General features: G+C 54.1%; 26 protein-coding genes. 10 read left to right on the top strand and 16 right to left on the bottom strand.

All coding sequences use genetic code 11. The annotated features are described in order from the left end of the window. Window positions 1–394: 394 nt before the first annotated feature. A complete protein-coding gene (locus CMR03_RS02415; RefSeq protein WP_063879575.1) occupies window positions 395–703 on the top strand; it encodes a YdgH/BhsA/McbA family protein in 309 nt (102 codons plus the stop codon). 298 nt (window positions 704–1,001) lie between these two features. Next, window positions 1,002–2,102: an NADH:flavin oxidoreductase/NADH oxidase gene (locus CMR03_RS02420; protein WP_096010644.1), complete on the top strand. Its 1,101-nt coding sequence runs from the start codon at window positions 1,002–1,004 to the stop codon at window positions 2,100–2,102. A 29-nt stretch (window positions 2,103–2,131) separates the two neighbouring features. On the opposite strand, the gene CMR03_RS02425 is transcribed toward CMR03_RS02420, so the two are convergent. Continuing rightward, a complete protein-coding gene (locus tag CMR03_RS02425) occupies window positions 2,132–2,767 on the bottom strand; it encodes a hypothetical protein (RefSeq protein ID WP_063881173.1) in 636 nt (211 codons plus the stop codon). 561 nt (window positions 2,768–3,328) lie between these two features. Beyond that, the gene (locus CMR03_RS02430) at window positions 3,329–3,721 is read right to left on the bottom strand and encodes a VOC family protein (protein ID WP_096010645.1); all 393 of its coding nucleotides are present in this window, start codon (window positions 3,719–3,721) and stop codon (window positions 3,329–3,331) included. Between the two features lie 70 nt (window positions 3,722–3,791). Here CMR03_RS02430 and CMR03_RS02435 point away from each other — a divergent pair, with 70 nt between their 5' ends. Then, a complete protein-coding gene (locus CMR03_RS02435; RefSeq protein WP_096010646.1) occupies window positions 3,792–4,355 on the top strand; it encodes a GNAT family N-acetyltransferase in 564 nt (187 codons plus the stop codon). 151 nt (window positions 4,356–4,506) lie between these two features. On the opposite strand, the gene CMR03_RS02440 is transcribed toward CMR03_RS02435, so the two are convergent. Further along, window positions 4,507–5,601, bottom strand: coding sequence for a LacI family DNA-binding transcriptional regulator (locus CMR03_RS02440; RefSeq protein WP_096010647.1), 1,095 nt, complete (start codon window positions 5,599–5,601; stop codon window positions 4,507–4,509). Between the two features lie 195 nt (window positions 5,602–5,796). On the opposite strand from CMR03_RS02440, the gene CMR03_RS02445 reads away from it, so the two are divergent. From CMR03_RS02445 to CMR03_RS02475, 6 genes are all read left to right on the top strand, one after another. Next, window positions 5,797–6,618: an ABC transporter substrate-binding protein gene (locus tag CMR03_RS02445; protein ID WP_063879570.1), complete on the top strand. Its 822-nt coding sequence runs from the start codon at window positions 5,797–5,799 to the stop codon at window positions 6,616–6,618. A gap of 73 nt (window positions 6,619–6,691) precedes the next feature. Next, complete coding sequence (locus CMR03_RS02450; protein ID WP_096010648.1) at window positions 6,692–7,498, top strand: amino acid ABC transporter permease; 807 nt, start codon at window positions 6,692–6,694, stop codon at window positions 7,496–7,498. A 1-nt stretch (window position 7,499) separates the two neighbouring features. Continuing rightward, window positions 7,500–8,246, top strand: coding sequence for an amino acid ABC transporter ATP-binding protein (locus CMR03_RS02455; RefSeq protein WP_063879568.1), 747 nt, complete (start codon window positions 7,500–7,502; stop codon window positions 8,244–8,246). Then, window positions 8,246–9,319, top strand: coding sequence for a Gfo/Idh/MocA family protein (locus CMR03_RS02460; protein WP_096010649.1), 1,074 nt, complete (start codon window positions 8,246–8,248; stop codon window positions 9,317–9,319). The genes CMR03_RS02455 and CMR03_RS02460 overlap by 1 nt, the downstream gene beginning before the upstream one ends. Window positions 9,320–9,350: 31 nt before the next feature. Beyond that, window positions 9,351–10,469 carry an NAD(P)/FAD-dependent oxidoreductase gene (locus CMR03_RS02465; RefSeq protein WP_096010650.1) on the top strand — a complete coding sequence of 373 codons (1,119 nt, stop codon included), beginning with the start codon at window positions 9,351–9,353 and terminating at the stop codon, window positions 10,467–10,469. A gap of 446 nt (window positions 10,470–10,915) precedes the next feature. After that, entirely contained in the window at window positions 10,916–11,947 is a 1,032-nt protein-coding gene (locus CMR03_RS02475; RefSeq protein WP_096010652.1) for an NADP-dependent oxidoreductase, read from the top strand. Window positions 11,948–11,994: 47 nt separating this feature from the next. Here CMR03_RS02475 and CMR03_RS02480 read toward each other — a convergent pair whose 3' ends face one another. The 6 genes from CMR03_RS02480 to CMR03_RS02505 all read right to left on the bottom strand — a co-directional run bounded on the left by CMR03_RS02480 (window position 11,995) and on the right by CMR03_RS02505 (window position 18,318). Then, on the bottom strand, window positions 11,995–12,855 hold the full coding sequence (locus CMR03_RS02480; protein ID WP_096010653.1) for a PfkB family carbohydrate kinase: 861 nt from the start codon (window positions 12,853–12,855) through the stop codon (window positions 11,995–11,997). Window positions 12,856–12,857: 2 nt separating this feature from the next. After that, on the bottom strand, window positions 12,858–13,715 hold the full coding sequence (locus CMR03_RS02485; RefSeq protein WP_096010654.1) for a MurR/RpiR family transcriptional regulator: 858 nt from the start codon (window positions 13,713–13,715) through the stop codon (window positions 12,858–12,860). Further along, complete coding sequence (locus CMR03_RS02490; protein ID WP_096010655.1) at window positions 13,715–14,686, bottom strand: ABC transporter permease; 972 nt, start codon at window positions 14,684–14,686, stop codon at window positions 13,715–13,717. Before CMR03_RS02490 ends, CMR03_RS02485 begins: the two co-directional genes overlap by 1 nt. Window positions 14,687–14,715: 29 nt before the next feature. After that, window positions 14,716–16,215: a sugar ABC transporter ATP-binding protein gene (locus CMR03_RS02495; RefSeq protein ID WP_096010656.1), complete on the bottom strand. Its 1,500-nt coding sequence runs from the start codon at window positions 16,213–16,215 to the stop codon at window positions 14,716–14,718. A 16-nt stretch (window positions 16,216–16,231) separates the two neighbouring features. After that, on the bottom strand, window positions 16,232–17,272 hold the full coding sequence (locus CMR03_RS02500; RefSeq protein WP_096010657.1) for a sugar ABC transporter substrate-binding protein: 1,041 nt from the start codon (window positions 17,270–17,272) through the stop codon (window positions 16,232–16,234). Window positions 17,273–17,337: 65 nt separating this feature from the next. Continuing rightward, complete coding sequence (locus CMR03_RS02505) at window positions 17,338–18,318, bottom strand: TIM barrel protein (protein ID WP_096010658.1); 981 nt, start codon at window positions 18,316–18,318, stop codon at window positions 17,338–17,340. Between the two features lie 353 nt (window positions 18,319–18,671). Here CMR03_RS02505 and CMR03_RS02510 point away from each other — a divergent pair, with 353 nt between their 5' ends. After that, on the top strand, window positions 18,672–20,138 hold the full coding sequence (locus CMR03_RS02510; protein ID WP_063879557.1) for a catalase: 1,467 nt from the start codon (window positions 18,672–18,674) through the stop codon (window positions 20,136–20,138). A gap of 53 nt (window positions 20,139–20,191) precedes the next feature. Here CMR03_RS02510 and CMR03_RS02515 read toward each other — a convergent pair whose 3' ends face one another. The 7 genes from CMR03_RS02515 to CMR03_RS02550 form a co-directional block, all read right to left on the bottom strand. Then, window positions 20,192–20,821: a DapH/DapD/GlmU-related protein gene (locus CMR03_RS02515; protein WP_096010659.1), complete on the bottom strand. Its 630-nt coding sequence runs from the start codon at window positions 20,819–20,821 to the stop codon at window positions 20,192–20,194. A 627-nt stretch (window positions 20,822–21,448) separates the two neighbouring features. Then, window positions 21,449–22,750, bottom strand: a complete 1,302-nt coding sequence (locus CMR03_RS02525) for a PQQ-dependent sugar dehydrogenase (RefSeq protein ID WP_096010660.1) — start codon at window positions 22,748–22,750, stop codon at window positions 21,449–21,451. A gap of 12 nt (window positions 22,751–22,762) precedes the next feature. Next, window positions 22,763–23,170 carry a DUF2231 domain-containing protein gene (locus CMR03_RS02530; RefSeq protein ID WP_063879554.1) on the bottom strand — a complete coding sequence of 136 codons (408 nt, stop codon included), beginning with the start codon at window positions 23,168–23,170 and terminating at the stop codon, window positions 22,763–22,765. A 153-nt stretch (window positions 23,171–23,323) separates the two neighbouring features. Beyond that, window positions 23,324–23,755 carry a thiol-disulfide oxidoreductase DCC family protein gene (locus tag CMR03_RS02535; RefSeq protein ID WP_096010661.1) on the bottom strand — a complete coding sequence of 144 codons (432 nt, stop codon included), beginning with the start codon at window positions 23,753–23,755 and terminating at the stop codon, window positions 23,324–23,326. Beyond that, on the bottom strand, window positions 23,706–24,347 hold the full coding sequence (locus CMR03_RS02540) for a P-loop nucleotide/nucleoside kinase family protein (RefSeq protein ID WP_096010662.1): 642 nt from the start codon (window positions 24,345–24,347) through the stop codon (window positions 23,706–23,708). The genes CMR03_RS02535 and CMR03_RS02540 overlap by 50 nt, the downstream gene beginning before the upstream one ends. Beyond that, entirely contained in the window at window positions 24,344–24,781 is a 438-nt protein-coding gene (locus CMR03_RS02545) for a PTS sugar transporter subunit IIA (RefSeq protein WP_063879551.1), read from the bottom strand. Before CMR03_RS02545 ends, CMR03_RS02540 begins: the two co-directional genes overlap by 4 nt. 9 nt (window positions 24,782–24,790) lie before the next feature. Then, on the bottom strand, window positions 24,791–25,060 hold the full coding sequence (locus CMR03_RS02550) for a hypothetical protein (RefSeq protein ID WP_063879550.1): 270 nt from the start codon (window positions 25,058–25,060) through the stop codon (window positions 24,791–24,793). Between the last annotated feature and the right edge of the window lie 40 nt (window positions 25,061–25,100).

Below are 25,100 nucleotides of genomic sequence, written 5' to 3' on the forward strand. Positions count from 1 at the left end.
TTTATTTATCAATCAATTACAGCCATAAACCGGCTATTTTGCGATTTTCCTGGCAATGTAAAGCTCTGTAAGCCTGCTGCAATCCGCCTTTTGCGGCGCGCATTAATGCGCTCCCCGCTCAATTGTTTGTTTTGTGTTGATATTTTGTATCTGGATTTCACAACCTGTAAGCAGACACGAAAAACCTGCCATATTTCAGCTCAAGTGTGGCTGAAGCTTTCATAAGCATCTGATTAGCAAGAAAAGCCAAATTCGTTAACTCGAAAAGGTATTTTATAACTTTTGCCGACAGTCCTTAACATGCATGCGTTAATCGAACCCATGGCGAATTAATAAATCGATGGCGCTTAACAGGCGCGTGATGCTGTAAATTCAGATACTCAGGAGCACGAAAATGAAAGCACTTGTTCAGGATATTTTGTCTATCTTTTCTCCTCAGACAGTAAGCCCTGTTTTTATCCGCACTGGCTTATCCCAGGAAGAAAAAAATGCCATCAAGCCGATGGGCGTGACGACCGTGACCTGGGCAACGTCGATGGAAGAAATCACGGATGCACTGCTGCGCAAAGCGACTGAGGCCGGTGCGGTCGGCTATCACATTACCCACGTTGATTCCCATAAGCCGGGTAATGACCAGCAGCATATTCTGGAAGCGACAGCTACCCTGTATTCGCTTGATGAGAAGGCATTGCAGAGAGCCTGATTGTGACCGATCAATCTTCGCAACGCGTTATTCTACTCCCTGAACCCTGCTGTTATCATCGGCATTAACAGCAAGGGTTCATGCCCTCTTTTCCTGCTAACGCTGACAGGTTTCTCTTCATACAGCCCATGACTTATCTTCATATTGCACCTGTTGGTGTGATTTTATATGTATGCTGTAACTAAAGGCGGTAACCGTCATCATCAATAAATTGTTACGCTGCTATACGCACGCGTTTGCCAATCAGCCACTATAGTTTTCACCAGACTGTTAACCGAGCGCAGACAATGAGGTTTTTATGAGCAAACTCTTTTCCCCCTTCTCTCTGGGTGAGTTAACCCTGGATAACAGGATCGTTATTGCGCCCATGTGTCAGTATTCGGCCGAAGAAGGTCGTGCGACCGCCTGGCATCGTATCCACCTTGGCCATCTCGCCCTTTCGGGCGCAGGCTTGTTGATTATTGAAGCCACCGCCGTTGAAGATATTGGCCGAATCACTTACGGCGACCTGGGATTGTGGAACGATGAAACCGAAACCGCGCTGGCTGACGTCCTGCACGATATTCGCCACTATTCCGACATGCCTATCGGGATTCAGTTAGGCCATGCCGGGCGTAAAGCCTCCTGTACCGTTCCCTGGGAAGGTGGCAAGCAGATTGCGCCTCAGGATGGCGGCTGGCAAACCCTTGCCCCCTCTGCCCTGTCGTTCAGTGATGGCGAGCATCTTCCGCTGGAAATGCAGGTCAGCGATCTTGAGCGCGTTAAAAATGCCTTTGTCGCGACGGCAAAACGCGCCGTTCGTCTGGGGATTGAATTAATTGAAGTTCACGCCGCCCATGGCTATCTGCTGCATCAGTTCCTTTCCCCGTTATCTAACGTGCGGAGCGATGAATACGGCGGCTCGCTGGAAAACCGGATGCGTTTTCCTTTAGAGGTGTTTAACGCGGTGCGCGAAGCCGTTCCGGCAGAGATTCCGGTTGGCGTACGGATTTCAGCCAGCGACTGGGTAGAGGGTGGATGGGATGTCAGCCAGTCCATCGCCTTCTCAAAGCAGCTTGAATCCCTGAACTGCGCCTATATTCACGTCTCCAGCGGTGGGCTGTCTGAACAGCAGCAGATCAAGGTCGGACCAAACTATCAGGTTCCCTTTGCGCGCGATATCCGCCAGCAAATTGGTATTCCGGTGATTGCGGTGGGATTGATTACCGAGCCGCAGCAGGCCGAGGCGATTTTGCAACAGGACGAAGCCGACCTGGTCGCACTGGCCCGTGGAATGCTTTATAACCCGCGCTGGCCATGGCACGCCGCGGCTGAATTTAGCGCCAACGTCAAAGCGCCACCACAATATCTGCGCTCAGAACCCCACGGGGCAAAAGGCACGCTGAAGCCAGACGAATAACCTGTACGGGCCGCAACCTGGTTGCGGCCTCAACGGTTGAGTTGATGATGACACTGCAGCAGCGCCAGATGAGGCCCTGACAGCGGCTGACGTTGCGGTGTAAAAAACTGCGCAACCGGTGCCATCGAACTTTGAGCCAGCACCACCTGCTCTGCGCCCTGCAGCCAGGCATCTTCTACCGCCGTACGCACACAGTGAAGATATCCCGCCTCATCACCCGCTTTAAATCGCTGCCAGGCATCCGGGATAAGCCGTACTTCAGGCGTCCGTCCGTTAGTGCAGAACAGTGCCCGTGTTGCGCCGAGCGTGGATTCAGCGGCACAAAGCACCACCGTTTTTTTCTCATTGCTGTGCACGGCTTTTGCCAACATGCCGTCGGTACGCCAGACAGCGCAGGGTTTTTTGAGCGGAAAAAACGCGGCAGAAACCGGCCCAAGCGTTGAACAGGTGATCAGAATGACATCAAAATGCGGTTGCAGATCCTGCAGCAGCATCACCAGCCGATCGTAAAGCCCTGCCGTCAGGCCACCACTGGCTTCGGCTTCAGCCAGCAGGTGCGGCATGACCAGATGGCTGAGCTGCAGATGCGTCAGATTAAGCTGCCGGGCAGCATCGTCAAAGATGGCGATATTGCTGGCGGCGGTATGTAAGCAGGCAATATTGATCACGTGTTGGCTCTTTGGCTAGAAAACGTTCCCCATCATGCCATGTGTTTATCCCGGCACCAACACCAGGCTTGCGCACGCAGAGATGTCCACTTTGGCAGACATGGGCATTCCCTGACGAATCCGCTAACCATCACGTCCGCTATCGCTGTTTAGTCGCTTATGCGGAAAGTGTGCGGCGCAGTACGGCGTTTAACGACGAATCCCGTTGACCTTAGCCACCATGAAAAAGAATGCGTGCGGTAGAGGTAAAAGCAAAAGAATAGCGGGGAAATTGCGTTAACAAGATCGGGCATCAGAATGGCAGTTGCTGTAGCGCTTGTGAAAAATTCCGTGGTTTAGCCGTTGCGCTGAGTTTTAAAAAAATCCGATGTGAGTCGTAAAACCCTGTTGGCTACAGGCAAGAATTCGCTTTATCGACAACGTAAATGAAAATATGCCATGCATTAACGTTTAATTGATTGCCATAAAATTAGCGTCCATTGGCGATAGTCAGCTGCGCTTTGCTTCGCCTTAACTGAAACAAAGCGCCTGTAACGCGCGAAACTGAAAAGGCAGGCGTTAAGGTTGCCACGCGCCGTGCTGAAGCACGATCCGATAACCATCGTTGTCCTGAAAGGTTGCGCCGTTTTTCTCCCAATAAGGATTAAACGCGGTGACTCTCACAAAGCCTGCGCGCGTCAGGTCTGAGCAGCGCTGTTGCCAGTGGGTTTCATCCGGCAGATAAAGCACCAGAAGATCCTCGGCTGTCGAAGCCGGTTGTACCGGATGGTAATGACATTGGGTAAATTCCAGATGCCATGACAGGGTTTTATCGCCCAACATCACCCCGCTAAAACCCTCATGATCCGTGAATTCTCCCATGCGCGTGAGTCCCAGACCGGCACAATACAGGCTGCTGCTTGCGGCTACATCGCTCACGGGCCGCGCAATACGCATTTGCTGAATATTCATCACTTCTCCTTGTTGAGTAAACAGGCTATTAATACGTCATTCAGATGACTTTATTACAGTGAGGTTTATAGTGCATCTTCAGACCGCGCGTTTGTTGCTCAGAGCTATGCGCCCTTCCGATGACAAGGATCTGTTCAGCATTTACGGCGACCCCGCGACCAATACGTTTAACCCCGCAGGCCCTTATCCTGACCTGGCCCACGCGCAAAAGGTGCTGGCCGACAGACTGGCGTCGTTTCAGCGTTACGGCTATGACAGCTGGGCGATAGCGACTCAGGATGCGCCAGAGATCATCATCGGCTTTGGTGGATTAAGCGTGCGTACTTATGGCGAAAGGACCGTCAACAACCTTGGCTACCGCTTCGCCACCCACGCCTGGGGCAAAGGGTTCGCTACCGAGTTGTCACGCTTCGCCGTTGACTATGGTTTTGGCGAACTGGGGCTGGAGACGATTTCAGCCTCGGTAAGACGCCCTCATCAGGCCTCAATACGCGTGCTGGAAAAAACCGGTTTGCGGTTTATCGACGAGATCTATGATGTCGACAATGCACCGCCCAGCCTGTTTTATTCGATTAATCACAAAGCGTGGCAAGCACTGAGGGCGGCGGGTAACACCCCCAGCGCCAGAGAGTAATAGCAGTTGTTCAACTGCTGAAACGCAGATTCTTAAGGCTCGCGCAGTGAAGGCGCCGACATCACGACGGCTAATAAGCTGGTTGATAACAACCTGAACAGCGGTCTCAGGTGATCAATGCGATTGCCGTGGTTGCTGCCAACAACGCAAGCTAGCCGCCAGATTCTCTGCACGCTTTTGGCCGCTTTTCGCCAATCGATCCCCGCACCACCATCCAGCTTTCAAACTCAGGTAACGCGCCGGCCGGTTGCTGTCGGATATGGCAGATCAGCCTGCGCGCAGCCTCTCTGCCCATCTCATACACTGGTTGCGCCACGACGGTAATCGCCGGCGTCATCAGTTCGGTCCAGGGAAAATCATCATACATCACGAACGAGATATCCTTGGGGACGCGTAGCCCGCGTTTTGCCAGTCCGCGCAGTATCCCCATGGCAATGAGATTATCCGAGGCGATCAATGCGCTGGGCGCATCGGAGAGTGCGAGCAGTTCAGTTAATATCTGCTCAATGCAGTCATTATTAATAGCATTCAGACGGACCAGGGCCGGATCGAGAACCTTTCCCGCTTCATGGTGCGCATCAATCATGCCTTTAACACGTTGCGCGACAGGCGTGGGCCCCAGCGCCACAGAGTGGGAATAAGGTGTGGCGATGCGCATACTGGAAAGATAAGCGATACGTTGGTGGCCGGCGTTCAGTAATAATTCCGTGGCATGCTTTGCCACGTTCAGAAAGTTTGCCTGAATCGTTTCCACCTCCAGCCCTTCGACAGAGCGGTCAAAGGTCATCAGTGCCCGCCCTTCCACCAGCACCTGTTTCAGATGTTCATTATCCCGTGCCAGGGAGCTACAGGGCGCCACGATGATGCCATCGACGCGTTTATCCAGCATCACACGTACGGCTTCCCGTTCCTCTTCCACGGTTTCATCACTGTTACTCAGAAGCAAATGAAAACCCGCCTGGCGGGCAACATCGGCCATGCCACGTAATGCCAGCCCAAAATGGGGGTTTTCGATATCGCCCACGATGACGCCAAGGGTATTTGAACGCCCGGTGTTCATGCTGCGTGCCAGTTCATTGGGCCGATAGCCCAGCGTTTCCGCCGCCTGAGCCACACGGGTTTGTACATCTTCACTGACCGATCCATATCCGCCTAACGCTCTTGCTGCCTGCGCTTTGGAAACGCCTGCCTGGCGTGCAACATCCGCGACCGTCGGCCCCCGTAATTGAGGTTTTTTTGTTGTCATAATTATTTCGAATCACAAGTTGATAACATCTGGATTGACGCTGCTTAAAGCGTGTGCTTAATATCATTATATCCACTTGAGACCGGTCTCACAACAAGCACCGGTTTCATTTTACGCCTCACTGAGACCGGTCTCAATATAATATCACCGGCTAAGTGGACTCTGACGTTTCACCTGCACAATCGGAAGAGCTTTATGACATCGCATAAACGTTTACCCTCTTTATCCGCAGCCCTGTTTGGCATTGCTGTAATGCTCTCAGCCAGCTTCAGTGCACACGCGGCAAGTGATAACAATCCGTATGGCTTAATCGAACCGGGGCACCTGCGTGTCGCCAGTCTGGGTGATTCAAAGCCTTATACCTTTACGGACAAAAACGGCAATTTCACCGGTTTTGACGTCGAATTTTTCAGAAATGTGGCCCATCGCATCGGGATCGATAAGGTGGATTTCGTTGGGCAAGATTTCTCCGCCATCCTGCCCGCCGTCGCCAATGGGCAATATGACGCGGGCGTAGCCGCAATCGGCATTACCCCCGCCCGTGAAAAAACCGTGGATTTCTCGACAGGTTATCTGGCGGGTTATTTGACGGTGTTAACGCGCAGTGATTCTGGCGTGAAAAATGTCGAGACGCTGGCCCATAAGCGACTTGGCGTGATTCAGGGAACGCTGCAGGAAACCTATGCGCTGCAGCACTTTAAACAGACCGACCTGGTTCGGTTTCCTGACAACAACGCGGCGGTTTCCGCGCTGAATAACGGCACGCTTGATGCCACCTTCCTTGATTATGAAGCCGCCAAAGATTATGCCGCGCGCTTCAATCTGGTCATGGCCGCGAATATCCCTTCTTTTGATGCGCCTGCCGGGGTGGCGATAGCCAAAAACAAGCCAGCGTTCAAAGCGGCGCTGGATAAAGCCATTAAAGATGCGATGCAGGATGGCACCTGGGAAAAGCTCTATGAGAAGTGGTTCCCAGGCTCGCCGATGCCTGCACAGTACCTGCCCCAGCACCCTTAATCGCCGCGCACGTTGTGCGTGTGAATGTACCTGGTGATGGACCCTGTCTGTCACCCGCAAAAGAGAATCGGCTATGGATCTCATTACTATTCTTTCGCGTACCTTCTTCGATATCCCTGCGATGATGGACGTCCTGCCCCAGTTGCTGGCAACGGGGCTGGTTAACACCATGATCATCTCGGTGTCGGCCACGCTACTTGGCACCTTTTTCGGCCTGATCCTGGCGCTGATGGGGATCTCACCTTCGCGCTGGCTGCGCCTGCCTGCCCGGCTGTATACCGACTTGTTTCGCGGCCTGCCTTCCATCCTCACCATTTTGCTTATTGGTCAGGGGCTGGCGCGTTTCAGCTACCAGTTATTTGGCCCCACGCCTTATCCCCTCGGCATCTTTGCCCTAAGCCTGATTGCAAGTGCCTATATGGGTGAAATCTTTCGTGCGGGTATTCAGAGCATCGAACAGGGGCAGATGGAAGCCTGTCGGGCGCTGGGCATGAGTTATAGCCGGGCCATGCGGCTGGTGATCATTCCACAGGGCATCCGGCGTGTATTACCCGCCATCGTGAACCAGTTTATCGCCATCATCAAAGACTCTTCACTGGTGTATCTGCTGGGGCTGATGACTTATCAGCGAGAGCTGTTCCGGGTAGGCCAGGATGCTGCGGTACTCAGCGGCAACCTGTCTCCCCTGATGCTGGCCGGCCTGTTTTATCTGGTGATTACCGTGCCACTCACGCACGCCGTGAACCACATCGATATCCGTTACCGCACCGGACGCCGTCGTGCTGCGGCCCCTCAAAGCGGTTTAAAAGAAATCGATGAAGTGGATGTAAAACGGGCGGTCGCGCCCACTGCCTCTCTGACCAGCGGACAAGGACATTAACATGGCAACCTCTTCTGCCTTTCATGGCGCAAGCCTTGAGCTGCGCAATCTGACCCTGGCATACGGCCCGATTGAAGTGCTGCGCAATGTGTCGTTAGCCATCGCCCCCGGCACCACGACCTGCATTATCGGCCCTTCCGGTTCGGGAAAATCGACGTTACTGCGGGGCATCAACCGCCTGCATGAACCGAAAAGCGGCGATGTTTTACTCGCCGGCCGCTCGGTATTAAAAGACAAACCCGATGCGCTGCGACTGCGCATCGGCATGGTGTTTCAACACTTCAATTTGTTCCCCGACCACAGCGCGCTGGAAAACGTGGCGCTGGCACCGTGGAAAGTCAAAGGCCAGCCGAAAGCGAAGGCGCTGAGCATTGCCAGGCAACGTCTGGCCGAAGTGGGATTAGCACAACGCACCGATCATCGACCGCGCGATCTTTCCGGGGGGCAGCAACAACGCGTGGCCATCGCCAGGGCGCTGGCGATGGAACCAGAAGTGATGCTGTTTGACGAAGCCACCTCCGCACTCGACCCCGAACTGGTGAAAGGCGTACTGACGCTGATGGCCGAGCTGTGTCAGCGCGGCATGACAATGGTGGTGGTGACGCATGAGATGGGATTCGCCCGACGCGTTGCCGACCAGGTGGTATTTATGGACGAAGGCGAGATCGTCGAAGCCGGCACGCCCGAGCAACTGTTTGAACGTCCCCAGTCTGCCCGTTTACAGCGATTTTTATCGGAGGTGCTCTGATGTCACATTCTACCGTTTCAGGCCCTGTCCGCACGGCGCTGGTGGGTTTTGGTATTGCCGGAAACGTCTTTCATGCCCCGCTGCTAGCGCACAATGCCGATTACCGGCTTGACGTGATTGTCAGTCGCGATGAACAGCGCGTGGCATCCGCCCAGCAAGGTTACCCGCAGGCACGGATTGTGCCGGACTGGCCTTCGCTGATGCAGCTTATCGACAGCGGTGAAATCGCCCTGGATCTCATCGTGCTGGCCACACCACCTGCACAACATCGTGAACAGGCTTTGCAGGCCAGTATGCGCGACATTCATCTGGTGGTGGACAAACCCTTCGCCCCTGACGTCGAGGCAGCAGAAGCGATGATCAGCGCTGCCCGTCAAGCCAATACCTTGCTGACGGTCTTTCACAATCGCCGTTGGGATGGGGATTTTCTGACGCTTAAGCGCCTGGTGCAGGAAGAGGCGTTTGGCACTGTAAGAAGTTTTGAATCCCGCTTTGAATGGTGGCGACCTGAGGGGTTTGGCAACTGGCGTGACACGGTGTCCCTTGCGCAAGGCGGCGGCCTGCTGCTGGATCTCGGCAGTCATCTGATTGATCAGGCCATACAGTTATTCGGTCCGGTAGAGGAAGCCAGCGCCGAGTTAGCCCGCTATTCGGGCCAACAGTCGGACACCGACGAGGATTGTTTTGTCTCCTTGCTGCATAAAAACGGCGTGCGTTCGCGGCTGTGGATGAATGGTCAGGCTGCCCTGAACGCCCCGCGCTTCCATCTGCTGGGCAGCAAGCGCGCCTTTACCCACTGGGGACTGGATAACCAGGAGCCACAGCTGGCTGTAGGCATGTCGCCCACGGACAACCAGTACGGCGTTACGCCGCCCGAAGGTTATCCCCGGATGGGGACCGCGGAGGAAAGCGATGTCGTTATCCTGGAGCGCGGTAACTATCCCGCATTTTATCAATTGCTTGCCAGTGCGCTTTTGCATGGCGGCCCACCGCCTGTCGAGACAGATGAGGCGCTTGCGGTACTGAAGCTTATCGATCAGCTTCATCAGCAAAACCGCGTGCGTACTGCCTGAACGGCGTAACTTTTTAACAAAGGAATCAATCATGACTGAACAAGCTGTAGTCAAAACCGTTGTTGTACTGGGCGGTGGCGTGCTGGGCGTATCGACCGCCTGGCAACTGGCCAAAGCCGGTGCCAGAGTGACGCTGGTAACCGAAGCGGAACTCTGCTCCGGGGCCTCGGGACGTTCACTTTCCTGGCTCAACTCGTCGGGCGAACGGTCGCAACCTTATCATGCGCTAAGAATGGCAGGAATTGCGCGTTACCATACCCTGTTTGCACGCCATCCCGATCTCGACTGGCTGCGTTTTGATGGCGCGCTGTTCTGGGAGGAGGACGATGATGCGGGAACCCTGGCGCGCCATGATTACGAAAAAGCGCATGGCTATGAATCTCTCCTTGTCGATCACACCACAGTAAATCGTGTTGACCCTCAGGTGAACAGAACCGCCCTTACCCGTGTCGCGATTGCCAATCCGGGTGAAGGCTGGGTCAGCCTGCCCCATCTTATGGAACATCTGATTCATGAGTTCAAAGCCTCAGGCGGCGAAGTCGTTGAGCATGCGGGAAAAGCAAGCGTGATCACCACTGCGGGGCGTGCGACAGGCATTCGTAGCGAAAAGCGCGGTGAGTTTAGCGCAGATTGTGTGCTTGTCGCCTGTGGCCCCTGGACACCCGAGGTGGTTGCGCCGCTTGGCGTGCACATTGCAAACGCGTCGCCTGTCGCCATGCTGGTCACCAGCACTGCACAAAATCAGGGTTTGCAGATTGTCATGAACACGCCGCGCGCGGCGATACGCCCCAATCCGGGCAACACGCTGGCGGTTGACCATGACTGGTACGAAGAGGATATCGTTGCGCATGCCGATGGTCAGTACAGCATTGATCAGGCGGTCATCAACCAGTTAATGGCGGAAGCCGGTAAACTGATTGGTGAGGGTAAACCCCTGGATGCAAAGAGCTGGAAAATCGGGTTAAAGCCGGTTCCGGGTGACGGGGAACCGGTTGTCGGGGAGCTGAAAAAAGTGCCGGGGTGCTTTGTTGCGTTTACCCATTCGGGCGCAACGCTGGCACTGATTTTGGGCGAGCTTCTCACCGATGAAATACTCAATGGTGTGCAACATCCGATGCTCGCCACTTTCCGGCCAGAAAGGTTTAGCTAAGCCCTTTCCAGCGTCATGGCGGCGATGCGGTGATGGCCGTTATGGCGCTGGATGAACGCCCTGAAGCCTGTCACTGCCGTGCATGTCGTTACTGGCGCAGGCTTGATTTTGACTCGCCTGCAGAAAGAGACAAATATCAGGTCTGCTAATCTCGGTTTCAGCAGTTTTAGCGGCTGTATCTCACACCAGGGCTGTCACGGCGGTCCTGAAAAGCGCCACCGCCAACCCGCTTCGCGCGTTAAAGCACTGTCACGCCGCGCGGGTGATTCAGAGCAATCTGAATCGCCCCAGCAGAATCGCGCGCTGCTGCGTCGCGCGCCGGTCTTGCCCTTTCCCTCCTGCCTGTTAACCGCCAGCAGGGTTAAGCATCCTTTTTTCAGTCATCTACACTTTAGCCATTCATTCCCGGCAACCCCTAGCGGTTAGCCCATGCAAAGGACGACACTATGACTGAACAATCGACAACAAATCACGCCTGGCTTCTGGCTTCACGCCCACAGGGTGAACCAACGGAAGAGAATTTCCGTTATGTTGCGCAGCCGACGCCGGAGATTAAAGACGGCGAGATCTTACTGCGGACGATTTATCTGTCACTGGACCCTTACATGCGTGGTCGCATGGATGAGGGAAAATCGTACGCGCCACCGGCTGAGCTGGATCAACCGATGGTCGGCGGTACGGTATGTCAGGTCGCTGCATCCAAAAACAGTGAGTTTAAAGAGGGCGACTGGGTACTTTGCCAAAGTGGCTGGCAGGAATATGCGGTTTCTGATGGCAAAGATGTTGCCCGTCTGGATAACAATCTGCCCCATCCTTCCTGGGCGCTGGGTATTCTGGGCATGCCCGGTTTTACCGCCTATATGGGATTAATGGACATCGGTCAGCCGAAAGAAGGTGAAACCCTCGTGGTCGCCGCCGCAACCGGTCCTGTGGGTGCCACTGTGGGTCAGTTAGGTAAAATGAAAGGCTGTCGCGTGGTGGGCGTGGCGGGCGGCGAGGAAAAATGCCGTCATGCTGTAGAAAACCTGGGGTTCGATGCCTGTATCAACCACCACAGCCCGGACTTTGAAGAACAGCTTAAAAACGCCTGTCCGGACGGCATCGATATCTATTTCGAAAACGTCGGTGGCAAAGTGTTTGACGCCGTCTTCCCGCTGTTAAACACCGCCGCGCGCGTGCCGGTCTGCGGTCTGGTTTCCGCCTACAGCCAGAAAGCACTCCCTGCCGGTCCGGACAGAACCTCGCTGATTATGGCGGGCATCCTGAAACGTCGCATTCGTATGCAGGGTTTCATTATTTTCCAGGATTACGGCCATCGTTATCCCGAATTCCTGAAAGCCATGACGCCGTTGGTTGAGAGCAAAAAAATTCAGTATCGTGAACACGTGATTGAGGGCCTTGAACAGGCCCCCAAAGCCTTTATCGATATGCTGAACGGCAAAAACTTCGGAAAAACCGTGGTTAAAGTCGCCTCGTAAACCAGCCGATCCTGTAAAAATGCAACGTCCCTGACGTTGCATTTTTTTTATCTGATCGGGCGTGAGACGTGCTCTGCCGCAGCATCGTTGGCGGTTGCTACCGCGTGCGCAAGGCTGTTGCCATCATTAAGCGCCTTGCACAAGACGCCCATGAAGCAGTCACCCGCGCCGTGCGTGCTGACCAGCGTAATCTGACGGGCAGGCAGGCTGTGCGTTTCGCCGGCTTCGCTGAAAGCCACGCCATGTTCCCCTGCCGTGACCACAACACGACTGAAACGTGATGCCAGCTGCTCTGCCGCCTGTCTGGCTGACAGCAGATCGGTCACCGCTACGCCGCTCATATCCCGGGCTTCAACCGCATTCACCACCAGCAACTCGACGCAGCGTTCAAATTCGGCAGAGAGCTGGCGAGCCGGGGCGGCATTAATGCATACCGGAATACGCTGCTGCCGCGCAGCCTGCGCCGCCGCCAGATTCACCGCTTCCGGCACTTCATTTTGCAACACCAGCATCGACACATCCTGCCAGAAACCGGCCTGCATGAACGGCTCCGCCGCTATGTGCTGATTGGCATTGGATACCACCACCGCACCATAGTCGCCTTCCGCGTCGGTAATCGCCACGCTCATGCCAGACGGGACATCGTTAATCGTTGCGACCGAATCGGTGTTAACCCCGGCCTGACGCAGCGTATTCAGTAAAAACACACCCTGTTCATCGGCCCCTACGGCCCCGATAAAACGTACATCTGCGCCAGCGTTGGCTGCCGCTATCGCCTGGTTACCGCCTTTACCACCAAACTTGTAGTGGCAGGCGTTTCCCATCACCGTTTCGCCCTTTTCAGGCCGATGATGGGCATCCAGCATAATGTCGTAATGAAGACTGCCGGTAACTGCAATTTTACTCATGCTCAGAATTCCCGCAGATCCTGAACCGCATGCTGGGTTTTGATCAGGTTTTTCTCCGCCCGCTTTAAATCCTTTTTCGCGATAGCCACGAACAGCGCATCCAGTATATTTAACTGGGCAATTCGTGATGCGGCATTTTCACCTAATAGATGCGATCCCTGAGAAGTTGAATTAAGTACCACATGCGCATGACGCGCAACAGGCGACTCGGCGTAATTCGTAATCACAATCACTCTGGCACCGTTACGGGCGGCTAATTTAACCGGATCGTTCACAGCACGCGTGGCACCGGAGTGACTGATGGCGATAACCACATCATCATCAGATAACACTGCCGCAGACATCAGCATTATATGGGCATCATCATAAGCGGTGGATTTAATCCCAATCTTAAGCATCTTGTGGGAAAGATCGCGCGCAACCGTTGCCGATCCGCCCACGGCATAAAGATCGATATGACGAGCCTTAAAAATAATCTCTGCCGCACGGTTAAATTCAGAGACATCTAAAACCGACAGGGTTTCTTCAATGGCCTGAATTGAGGTTCTGAATACTTTCGCCAGTAACTGTTCCGATGAATCATCGGGCTCAATTTCCGCATGCAAACCTGCCACTTCAGAGGCGTTATAATAAATTAAACTGCTTCTGAAATTTCTGAATCCTGTGAAGTTAAGCTTTTTCGTGATCTTAACCACCATTGCTTCCGATACACCGTTTTCCTGCGCGATCTCTTTTAACGACGTTTGTTCGGTAATATCGGTTCTGGCAGTGATTGCCTCAATAACCCGCCGTTCTAACGGCGTCAGTTGAGGTAATCGCATACGTATCTGAGCGCCAATGGCTCGCGGATCTTGCTTCATTACTTGCCTCGGGTCGCTCGGTCAATCAACATCGCTATGATAATAATAAGACCCGTAGCGAGCAATTGATAAAACGCCTGAATATTAAGCAAGGTCAGACCGTTACGCAGCGCCCCCAAAATAATCACCCCAATCAGGGTGCCAAAGATACTGCCTTTGCCGCCCATTAATGACGCGCCGCCAATGGCCGCAGCGGCGATGGCGTCCAGCTCCCACAGGTTGCCGATGGTCGGTTCCGCCGCGCCCAGGCGACCAATCAGAATCAGCGATGCCAGAGAGGCCAGCATGCCTGAGATCACGTACACCGTGACTTTGGTTCGTTTGACCGGCACACCGGCCACACGAGCCGCCTCTTCATTGCCGCCAATCGCCAGAATGTACTCACCCAACGGGGTTTTGTTCATTACCGTCCACAGGCAGAGGGCAATCACGGCCACCACGACGATGGGCGTTGGCACACCGAACACCGTGCTGTTAATCAGGCTGCGGAACGACATCGGAATACCAAAGACCGGATTGCCGCCGGTGTAGATCAGCGCGATGGCACGAAACAGCGACAAGCCGCCCAGCGTCACGATAAAGGGTTGCAGCCCGGCATAGGCGATAAGCGTACCGCTGAAAATACCGCTCAGTGCGCCAATGCCCAGCGTGGCGATAACCGCCAGGGGCACAGGCACGCCAGAGACCATGAGCGTTGCGCCAAACACGGCAGAGAGTGCGGCGGTTGGCCCGACCGATAAATCAATACCGCCTGAAATAATCACCAGCGTCATGCCCAGAGCAATCAAGGCATTAATCGAAGATTGCTGCAAAATATTCAACAGATTCGGGACAGTAAAAAATACCGGCGACAGGAAAGAGAATGTCACCACAATAATCAGTAAGCCAATTAAGGTTCCGGCATCGCGCAGGTTAAATTTCAACAGCGGTGATGCACGGCCAACCGGCTGCATATTTGTTTCAGTCGTCATAGTGATAACCTTTATAGAGAGGTGTTCGCTCAGGCAGTTTCGACATCTTTAATCGCAAAGCGGGCAATATTGTCTTCGGTAATCGCCTCGCCCTTTAACTCTTTCGTTATTTTTCCTTCCCGCATCACTAATACGCGATCGGAGATGCGAATAATTTCCGTCATCTCTGACGAGACAACAATAATGGCTTTACCTGCCTGCGCCAGTCGTTCAATCAGATTATAAATTTCGGATTTGGCACCAATATCAATGCCGCGCGTGGGTTCATCAAATAAAAAGACTTTGGCATCCGCTGCGACCCAGCGTCCGATAATGACTTTTTGTTGATTTCCGCCACTCAGCGTACCGATGGTTTTTTCAATATCCATGGGGCGAAGTTTAAGGTCGCTCATGACATCGTGCGCCACCCGATTTAACCGGACTTTATTTATCACACCCGCCAGGGTGAACTGACGCATGGACGGCAGCGCCATATTCATCTTCACCGAGCGCGCTTTAATAATGCCCTCTTTTTTCCGGTCTTCCGGTACCAGACCGATTCCGGCTTTTATGGCCGCGCTGATATTATGATTCGGGACGGGCTGACCATTGACCTGTACCGTGCCGCTGCTGCGCTTGTCGATACCGGCAATCAGCTTGAGCAACTCGGTGCGTCCTGCCCCGACCAACCCGGCAATGCCCAACACTTCCCCGGCGTTGACGCTAAAATTAGCGGGTAATATTTCGTTGCCACGCGCCAGATTTTCGACCCGCAACACTTCCTGTGCGGTCACGAAGGCGTTGTGATCGAGCCTTTCTATCTTGCGGCCGACCATTTTGGCGACGATGCTCTCTTCATCTTCGTCACAGATATTCACCACCCCAACCTGTTTACCATCGCGCATGATGGTCGCCCGGTCGCAGACTCTGAAAATCTCGTTCATCTTGTGTGACACATAGATCAAGGACACACCCAGCGACTTGAGATCGGCAATCAGTTCAGCCAGCCGGTCAAATTCGCGCGGCGTCAGGCTGGATGTCGGCTCATCCATGGCGATGATTTTAGCGTCATCCAGTAACGCACGAGCAATTTCGACGATCTGCTGCTGAGACACTTTAAGATCTTTGATCGGGCTGTTGGGATCGATCGTGGGATCAAGCCGTTTCAAAATCAGCGTGGCGCGCGACAGCTGGGCTTTTTTATCCACCCACCACCCTTTTGCTTTGGTCAGTGGGCGGCCCAGGAACATATTCTGCGCAACCGAGAGCTCTGGAACGTGTTGCAGTTCCTGGTGGATCATCGCAATCCCCGCATGACGGGCGCTGAGTGGGCTTTTCATCTGCACCGTCTGACCGTTGACGCTGATTTCTCCACTGTCTGCGCCCCGCACGCCGGAAAGAATATTCAACAGCGTGGATTTCCCCGCGCCATTCTCACCAATCAGGGCATGCACTTCACCGGGCTTCACAAAAAAGTCGACATTCTGTAAAGCTGCGGCGCTGCCGTAGGTTTTGTTGATGCCGCGCATCATTAAACGATACTGTTCCATACGCTCTCCGCCAGGCTTATTGTTGCGCTAACAGTTGACGCAGCTTGTCCATGTCTTTGGTGGAAAATGCATCCGCATTCTCTTTGGTGATCAGCGCCTGCGGTGTGGAAACCACGCGTGAGATTTTCTGGCCGTTAATCAAACGCAGCATCACATCCATCGCCACTTCACCCGTCAGCACCGGGAAACTGTCCACGGTACCGGTCAGTTCACCGCGCTTGATGGACGCATAAGCATCGGAGATCCCGTCAGTACCAAATACGGCTACCTGTTTGGCTTTGTCCATCGAACGCACCGCTTCCACGACACCCAGTGCCATGGTGTCGTTATTGGCGTAAAAGCCGATCAGGTCAGGATGCTGTTGCAGAATAGTGCTGGCGGCATTAAATGCCTGCTCACGGCTCCAGTTGGCCGGTACGCTGGCCACCACATTGAACTTGCCGTTGGCCTTCAGCGTTTCTTTAAATCCACTGGTGCGCTGTCCGGCAGCATAGACGCCAGGCTGGCCTTCAATCACCGCAACTTTGCCGCCCTGCGGATGGTGCTCGATAAACCATTTCGCCACCCGCACACCGTTGTCTTTCTGGACGTTACCGACGTAATGTTCGGCATCTGGCATCACCGCATCGTTAACGTTCACTACCGGGATTTTTTTACTGTTGGCGCTTTCCAGGGCAGGCTCAAGGTTAATGTCGGTTTGCGGGGAAACCAGCAGGCCGTTATAGCCCTGGGAGATCATGGTTTCGGCAATCGACAGCTGCCCCAGTTGATCGTCTTCATTCGCTGCGGCCTGATAAGCCACGGTGATGCCATATTTTCTAGCGGCGTTCTGATAACCCTCGCCCAGCAAACGCCAGTATTCATTGGTCAGGGTTTTAGAGACACCACCGATTTTAAGCGATTTATCAACTTTGGGCATCGCGCCATATTTACTGTCGAGCTGCGACCATTCGGTGCGATCCTGTTCGGTATCGGACTTGAGCGGCGCCATCTCTGCGGCATAGACACTGGCGCACAGCAGCGAGGAAGCGATGACGGCGAGTAAACGTTTTTTCATTTTTTCAGCCTTTTATTATGCATTTGTAGGGTAAGATTTTGCTGTTCTGCAGCTGACGCCGTGCGTTAACGCGCCAGCATAATGTCGTTGACGATTTGCTGTGAGGCGACAGCGTCCTGACGGCTTATCGCCTCCATCAATGCGGGATTATCGTTAAGCTGGTCGCAAAGCTTGAGTAATCGCGTCACGGTGGCGATGTTGATTTCTGCTTCGCGCACCGGATCCAGCCCGCTGGCATCCGGGAAGGTGTCAAAATAGTAGGCACCCTGATAACCATCGCGCTGCATCTGCCACAGAAACTCCAGCGTGGCGCGCGGATTAACCGATGCCGCCATCAGCCCGTCATCCCGTTTGCCCCAGCCGTCATTCAAATCCAGCCCCAGCAGCATTGAACGACGTGCCACCATGGCCGCCGCCCAGGCAGGAATTTCATTGGCGAACAGGACATGGGCAAAATCCAGCGTGATGCCCAGATTAGGGCTACCGGCTTCTTCTACGGCCAGCAGGCAGGTTGTCACGTTAGGAAAGATGCTGTAGGCGCGAGGCTCATTGGGTTTGTATTCAATGCTCACATCCACGTCCGGCGCATAGTCGGCGATTTCACGCACCGCACTCACCGCGTCCTCCCAGATTTTTTTGTAATCGACCTGGAAGCAGTAGTCGAAACCGTCCTGCCCCATCCATAACGTCATTAACCGGGAGCCAAACTCGCGGCCGGTATCGATGCCGCGCTTGGTCAGATCAATCGCCTCACGACGAATCTTTGCGTCGGGATGCGTAAACGCACCGATTTTGAACTGCGGTGCATCCCAGCGCATCTGCATGCCGTTGACCGCCAGGCCCGCGTCGTCGATAGCCTGGCGCAGGGTTTTCACATCACTGGTCAGGTGCTGGGGATAGTTGAGATCCAAATGCGTTAAGCCTTTAACCTTGCCCGCGCGCGCAACCATTTGCAGTACAGAGGGTTTGCCCTGCAAATCTGGCCAGTAGAGATGTGCCCCTGAAGCGAATGAGTTAAGACGTGTAGCAAACTTTAAATCTGACATGAGGCTCAATCCTTAGTAACAGGGTTGTAATGTACTTTCCTTTTTCACAACTAAATGTGAAGTTATAATAGAATTTACTCTTTACGCGATAACGCGCAACCGTTGTTGTGGGGGAAATAAGTAAATTGCGAGAGCGGTCACGTATTAATCACCTCAGGCAACAACCTGTGGTGGTCAGTCAAAATGACACAACCTCTGCGTCAGCAAGGCGTTGCGGGGACAGGTGCGGGAAGGCGTCAGAAACGGGCAGGCGCCGTAAAAATGCACATCGGCGCGAGATCGGCCGTTGCTGTGTCCAGATTTACGCTACGCTTACTCCATGCATTACCCTTACAAAAATGGAGACAATTTCAATGAGTCATGATGAGCGTAAACCCACCACAACAGACGCTGGTATCCCCGTCGCTAGCGATGAACACTCGCTTTCCGTCGGTCCCGACGGTCCGCTGGTGCTTCACGACCACTACCTGATTGAACAAATGGCCAACTTCAACCGCGAGCGCATTCCTGAGCGGCAACCCCATGCGAAAGGAAGCGGCGCGTTTGGCTTTTTTGAGGTGACTGAAGATGTGAGTCGCTACACCAAAGCCAAAGTCTTTCAGCCGGGCACGAAAACCGACGTCGTGATGCGTTTTTCAACGGTGGCTGGCGAGCGCGGCAGTCCGGATACCTGGCGCGATCCACGTGGATTTTCCATTAAGTTTTATACCAGCGAAGGCAATTACGACATGGTGGGCAACAATACACCGGTGTTCTTTATTCGCGATCCCATGAAGTTCCAGCATTTTATCCGCTCGCAAAAGCGCCGCGCCGATAACAATCTGCGTGACAACGACATGCAGTGGGATTTCTGGACCCTGTCACCCGAATCCTCACACCAGGTCACCTGGCTGATGGGCGATCGCGGTATCCCTAAAAACTGGCGTCATATGAATGGTTATTCCAGCCACACCTATATGTGGGTGAATGACCAGGGTGAGAAGTTCTGGGTGAAATACCACTTCCATACCGATCAGGGCATTGAAAACCTGACGCAGGAAGAAGCCGACAAGCTGGCAGGGGAAGATGGCGATTACCACACGCGTGACCTGTTCATGTCTATCAAAAACGGCCATTTCCCGAGCTGGACGCTGTATATGCAGATCATGCCGTTTGCCGACGCTGACCACTATCGTTACAACCCTTTCGATTTGACCAAGGTCTGGCCGCACAGTGATTATCCGCTAATCAAAGTCGGCAAGCTGACGCTCAACCGGAACCCGACCGATAACCATGCGCAGATTGAACAGGCCGCTTTCGAGCCCAATAATCTGGTGCCTGGCATTGGACTCAGCCCGGACAAGATGCTTCTCGGTCGCGTGTTTGCCTATGCCGACGCCCACCGCGCACGACTTGGGGTGAACTATAAGCAGATTCCGGTTAATGCCCCGCAGTCGCCGGTGAACAGCTACAGCAAAGATGGCGCGATGCGCATGAACCCGGTGTCCGATCCGGTTTATGCCCCTAACAGCAAAGGTGGCCCCGCCGCCGATGGCGATCGTTATCCGACCGACTCTGTCTGGTCTGCCAGCGGTGATATGGTGCGTGCTCCTTACACTTTGCGTCGGGACGATGACGACGTCGGCCAGGCAAATACCTTAATCAACAAGGTGATGGATGACGCCGCGCGCGACAGGCTGGTGAATAATGTCAGCGGGCATCTGCTGAACGGCGTTGAAGAACCGGTGCTTTCACGTGCCTTTGCCTACTGGCGCAATATCGATCAAACCATCGGCGACCGTATCGCCAGCAAGGTGCAGGAAGCGCGCGCTAAGCGCTAACCCGCACGCCAAACGGTGGCGTTCGCCACCGTTTATTGGCTTTTCTGACGTTCTCAGCCATGTCTGGCACAAAACTGCTCAATGTCGTCTGACTGAAAATCGGCCAGGTTTGCCATGATTTTTTCCAGCGGCCAGTTCCACCATGCAATGTGCTGTAACCGGCTTGCAATGGCCGGATGAAAGCGAACGCGAATCGGTTTTGCTGGCACACCGCCGACCACGGTATAAGGCGCAACGTCTTTCGTCACCACCGCACCCGCCGCCAGGACCGCCCCATCGCCTACCGTCACGCCCGGCAGCACAATCACGCCATGGCCTATCCAGACGTCGTTGCCAATCACTACCCGGTCCTCACGGCGCGCCGTGAAAAAACCGTGGTCGCGCGTCGCGTCAGCATCATAATACTCTGGGCAATAGGTAAAGCGGTGTTGTGATGCCCGATCCATAGGATGGTTGGGCGCGCCAATACGCACCTGATTGGCGATGGCGGTGAAGCGGCCTATTTCGGTATCGGCTATGCAGCAGTGCTCGCCGACGTAAGAGAAATCGCCAATGGCGCTGTACTCAAGGTAACTGTGCGCCAAAATTTCACACTGCGCCCCAACCTCGGTTTCACGCATACGTACGCTGGTGTCAATTTCGGTCTGCTGAAGCCTGGCGGGTTTGACTGCGGCAAGTGACATGAAAAACTCCCGGATCTGGTCTGATGTCTGGATAAGTCGTGCCTTTCGGGCGCCTGATTGCCGCGCCACTGTAGCCGGGAAAGATGACAGGCAATTGACAACGAAAAAGGCGGAGTGGTTAGCTCCGCCTTGGTCAAAGTTCCGGTTAGTTTGCATGACCGGTCAGTTGCATAAGGGCAACGATGATCTGCAAGATGATCCGGATAATCTCCAGAATCAGCTTTGTCAGTTCCATCACTTTCCTTCTCCCACAACAGGAGCGCGCTGTTCAGCAGCCGGGGCTTTACCCTTACCCGCCGGGTGCCTGAGCACATCTTTGTGGAGAGGGCTGAGCGGCACTCATGGTTTAAGCCACAGGTCAGCACCACCTGTTACCTGCCGGGATTTATGTAACCGTGCTCCCCTGGAAGCAGTCAGTTAACCATGAGGCGATGCCCAACACTCAACACCTGTATAAATATACAGCATTTTGGCTAAACTTGAAGTCTGCGGCGGCACTCTTTACAATCTGTTTGTGGAGAGTGCTGAGCACCTCGTTCGCCATCCGGTTACCCGCCGGGCAACGAACACAAGAAAAAAGGATTTGGCATCACGCCAAATCCTTTTTTTATGCCTGCTGTTTACCGCTTAGTTTGCCGAACTGACGCGCCAGATGGAATCACCCGCATCATCTGCGATGATTAAACCGCCCTGTTTGTCACTGGCCAGGCCGACCGGTAAGCCGCGCACCTCTTTTTCATCTTCGGTTAAAAAGCCCGATACCACGGTTTGCGGTTGCCCCACCGGTTTTCCATTCTCGAACTTCACCCAAACCACTTTGTAGCCGTTAAGCGGTTTACGGTTCCAGCTACCGTGCTCGCTGATAAATGCGCCGCCGCGATACTGTGGCATATTCTCCGCGCCATAGAACAGCAATCCCAACGGGGCGACATGCGAGCTTAGTGCATAGTCAGGCTTGATCGCTTTTTCGACCAGGTCTGGACGCTGCGGCTGTGCCCGTACATCCACATGTTGACCAAAATAGCTGTAGGGCCAGCCATAGAAGCCGTTCTCTTTCACGGAGGTCAGGTAATCAGGCACGAGGTCCGAACCAATTTCGTCACGCTCGTTAATCACCGCCCACAGCTGCTTCGTCTGGGGTTCCCAGCCAAGACCGGTGGGATTTCGCAAACCGCTGGCGTAGATACGACTGGCACCGCTGGCGGCATCCACTTCCAGAATGGCGGCGCGGCGATATTCTGCGCCGATGCCGTTCTCGGTAATGTTGCTGTTGGAACCCACGCCAACATAGAGTTTACTGCCGTCCGGACTGGCGAGTAGCGCTTTGGTCCAGTGGTGGTTGATCGGGCCGCCAGGTAACTCGGTGACCCGTTGCGGAGCGGTCCGAATTTCGGTTTGTCCTTCGGTATAAGGGAATTTCACCAGGCTGTCTGCGTTGGCGACATACAAGGTGTTACCCACCAGCTGCATACCAAACGGGGCGCTCAGGTTGTCAATAAAGCGGTGCTGTTCCCATTTTCCGTTAACGTTACGCAGCAGGGTAATGCGGTTGCCGCCCTTACCACCTTTCCCCGAGGCATTTTTCACCAGACCGGTGATTAACTCTTTGGGTTTGGTCGTGGGTTTGGGCATGCCGTTGGATTCGGCAATCAGAATATCGTTATTGGGCAGCACATAAACCTGACGCGGATGCTGAAGATGGTCAGCAATCTTCTCAATCTTCAGGCCCTGCGCCACCGTGGGTTTTTCACCGTTCTTCCACGGCACGCCTTTAGGCACCTGCATTGGCGGCACCATAAAGTTTTTGGCTTCGGGTAATTCGGGATTGGCACCCGTTTGCTTTTGCGGATCGATTGTCGCACCGGTATCACAACCCGTCAGCAGGGCCATCATCGTCAGCGCAATAAGGGAATGTTGCGGCATTTTCATTATGGCTTCTCCTTAAGCAGTACGTTGACGCAGTGCAAGTTGCACATTCGCCAGCAGCAGCAGTATCACGACCAGCGTCGACAGCACAGCCGCCGTCGGCACCACGGCATAAGCATCACGGCTGTGAATAAAGGCATTGGCGATAGCCAGAAGAACGGCAACCAGGGAGAGCCAGAAATGGGTTTTCTCGGGTGCGGTACTGCCGCGAAACATATAAACCAGACTAATTACTCGGGGCAGGATGGCCATCACCAGGCCGATGGCAATCAGCCAGCTGGCACTGATTGACCAGAGAATGATATAGGTCTTCATATAGATGATGTCGAACAACCAGGCTGCCACAAAAAAGCCAAGCGGCACGGGTTCCAGAAGAGCATAAAGCGTCACGGCAACGGCCGATCGTCCAGAGGTATTGCGCATTTTCATCTCCATTTTCAATAATAATACCGCTCAGGCACAGCGCATTACGTTTCCATCGCGCGGTAAACCTGCCTGTAAAATATTAGTAAACCTGAAGGAAAATGAGGGTTTTAATTCACATTCGTGGTGTTTTTTACTGCAACCGCGTTGCAGTTAGGGATGTGGCGGCAGAAAGCGGCCCGGATAATCTGCCTGAATAGCCTGTTGAGCCGGGTGGCGGCCAAACCACCTGTAGCGGTTTAGCGCAATACAGTCGTAAAAACAATTACTGATGCGCGGGGGAAACCAGCGCAGCACACTCAGCGCCCGCCACGGCATCGGTAGCTGCTGCATAACACGCAGCACCGCCTGTGCCCGCAGCCAGTGCCGATCGCCACGGATATAGACGATGGTATTGATATTGTCCTCCGGCAACCCCGCCCACTTCAGCAGCGCTTTGCCCTGCTCACTTTGCACTGCAGCAAAACGGACCTGCTGCGCCAGTCGATGGCGCAGCAGGAAACTCACCCAGCCTGTACAGAGTTTGCAAACGCCATCATAAAGCACGACGCTCTCGCCCGTTTGCAGATAAGGCGGCTGTGGCATGCTGCTTCTCCTCGGTATTATCCTCATCAGAAGCAGTATAGCCTGCCCGGCCCAGAGACTGAGCCAGCCACTGGATCACGGCGTGCTCGTCGATAGCACTGGCATTGACCTTTAACAGCGGCCCCAGTCCCATCGGCTGCGCTTCCTCAGCCAGACGACGCAACTCAGGAAGGTACTCAGCACCGGGATGACCCGGCATGCGTTGCGTCAGCCGCGCCTGGTAGCGTGCTACGGCGGCATCCGGTGAGATCTGCATCCATACCTCCAGCACGTCATTCACGCCAGCCCGCTGTAATCCCTGCTCCAGGACCGTTTTAGGCTGAAAGCCAAACCAGGCATCAATCAGGAATACGCAGTCGCTGGGCGACTGGCCGATGATATTCCAGATAGCCTGATAAGCCGCACAGCCCAGCTGTCGGTTGCGCTGGCGATCGACCGGCGCAAAGCTGGACATAAACGGCTCCTTCAGGCTGTCCAGCGTTAACACCGGCAAGGAAAAACGCTGTGACAACGTGCGGGCCAGCGTGCTTTTCCCGGAGGCAGGAATCCCGTTAACTAACACCACGCGCTTTATGTCAGTCTCACTGGTCATAGGATCTCCATTACTTCCGCAACGCTGCTGGCACGCCGTAATTTTACCAGCGTCTCTTCATCCTCAAGCATACTGACAATGGCACGAATGCCCTCTTCTATGTGCGCATTACTGTCGCGGGCACCAAACATGATCACAATATCCGCCTTATCGCTTCCCTCAAACGAGATGGGTTCCGCCAGCAATACCATGCTGAAGCAGTCACGGATAACACCCGTTTCCGGGCGGGCATGGGGAATAGCGATACCTTCTTCAAACACGTAATAGGCACCATGCGTCAGCGTATTATCAATGACCGCCTGAGGATAAGAGGCATGAACATAACCGCCCTCCACCAGCGGTTTTGCCGCCATGGCAATCACCTGCCGCCAGTCCCTGGCGGCAATGCCTACCTGAACAGCATTGGCTTCCTGTAATAACTGTTTAATGGTCATTACTGCTCCTTAAACTGATTTACGCACCAGATTACGTAATTCATCAATTTTCACAAAAAGAGGATCAATGTCATCCCGGTAACGGCGGCTTTTCGCAAACAGGGATAATGCACGATTATATTCCAGCATTAATTGTTTCTGCGTTTCAATATCGCCTGAATTAATCGCCAGTTTCGCTTCCAGCGCCGTTATTTTTTCACTGACACTTTCTGCCTGACGATCCCGTTCTGCATCATCTGGGGCATTATTTCCCCCTTTCTTTTTCATGAATCCAAACATAGCGTCTCCTGCCCCGAAAAGCGCCAGGGCACCTCAGGTT

The sequence above is a fragment of the Pantoea allii genome (genome assembly GCF_002307475.1).
In the GTDB taxonomy this organism is placed as follows: Bacteria; Pseudomonadota; Gammaproteobacteria; order Enterobacterales; family Enterobacteriaceae; genus Pantoea; species Pantoea allii.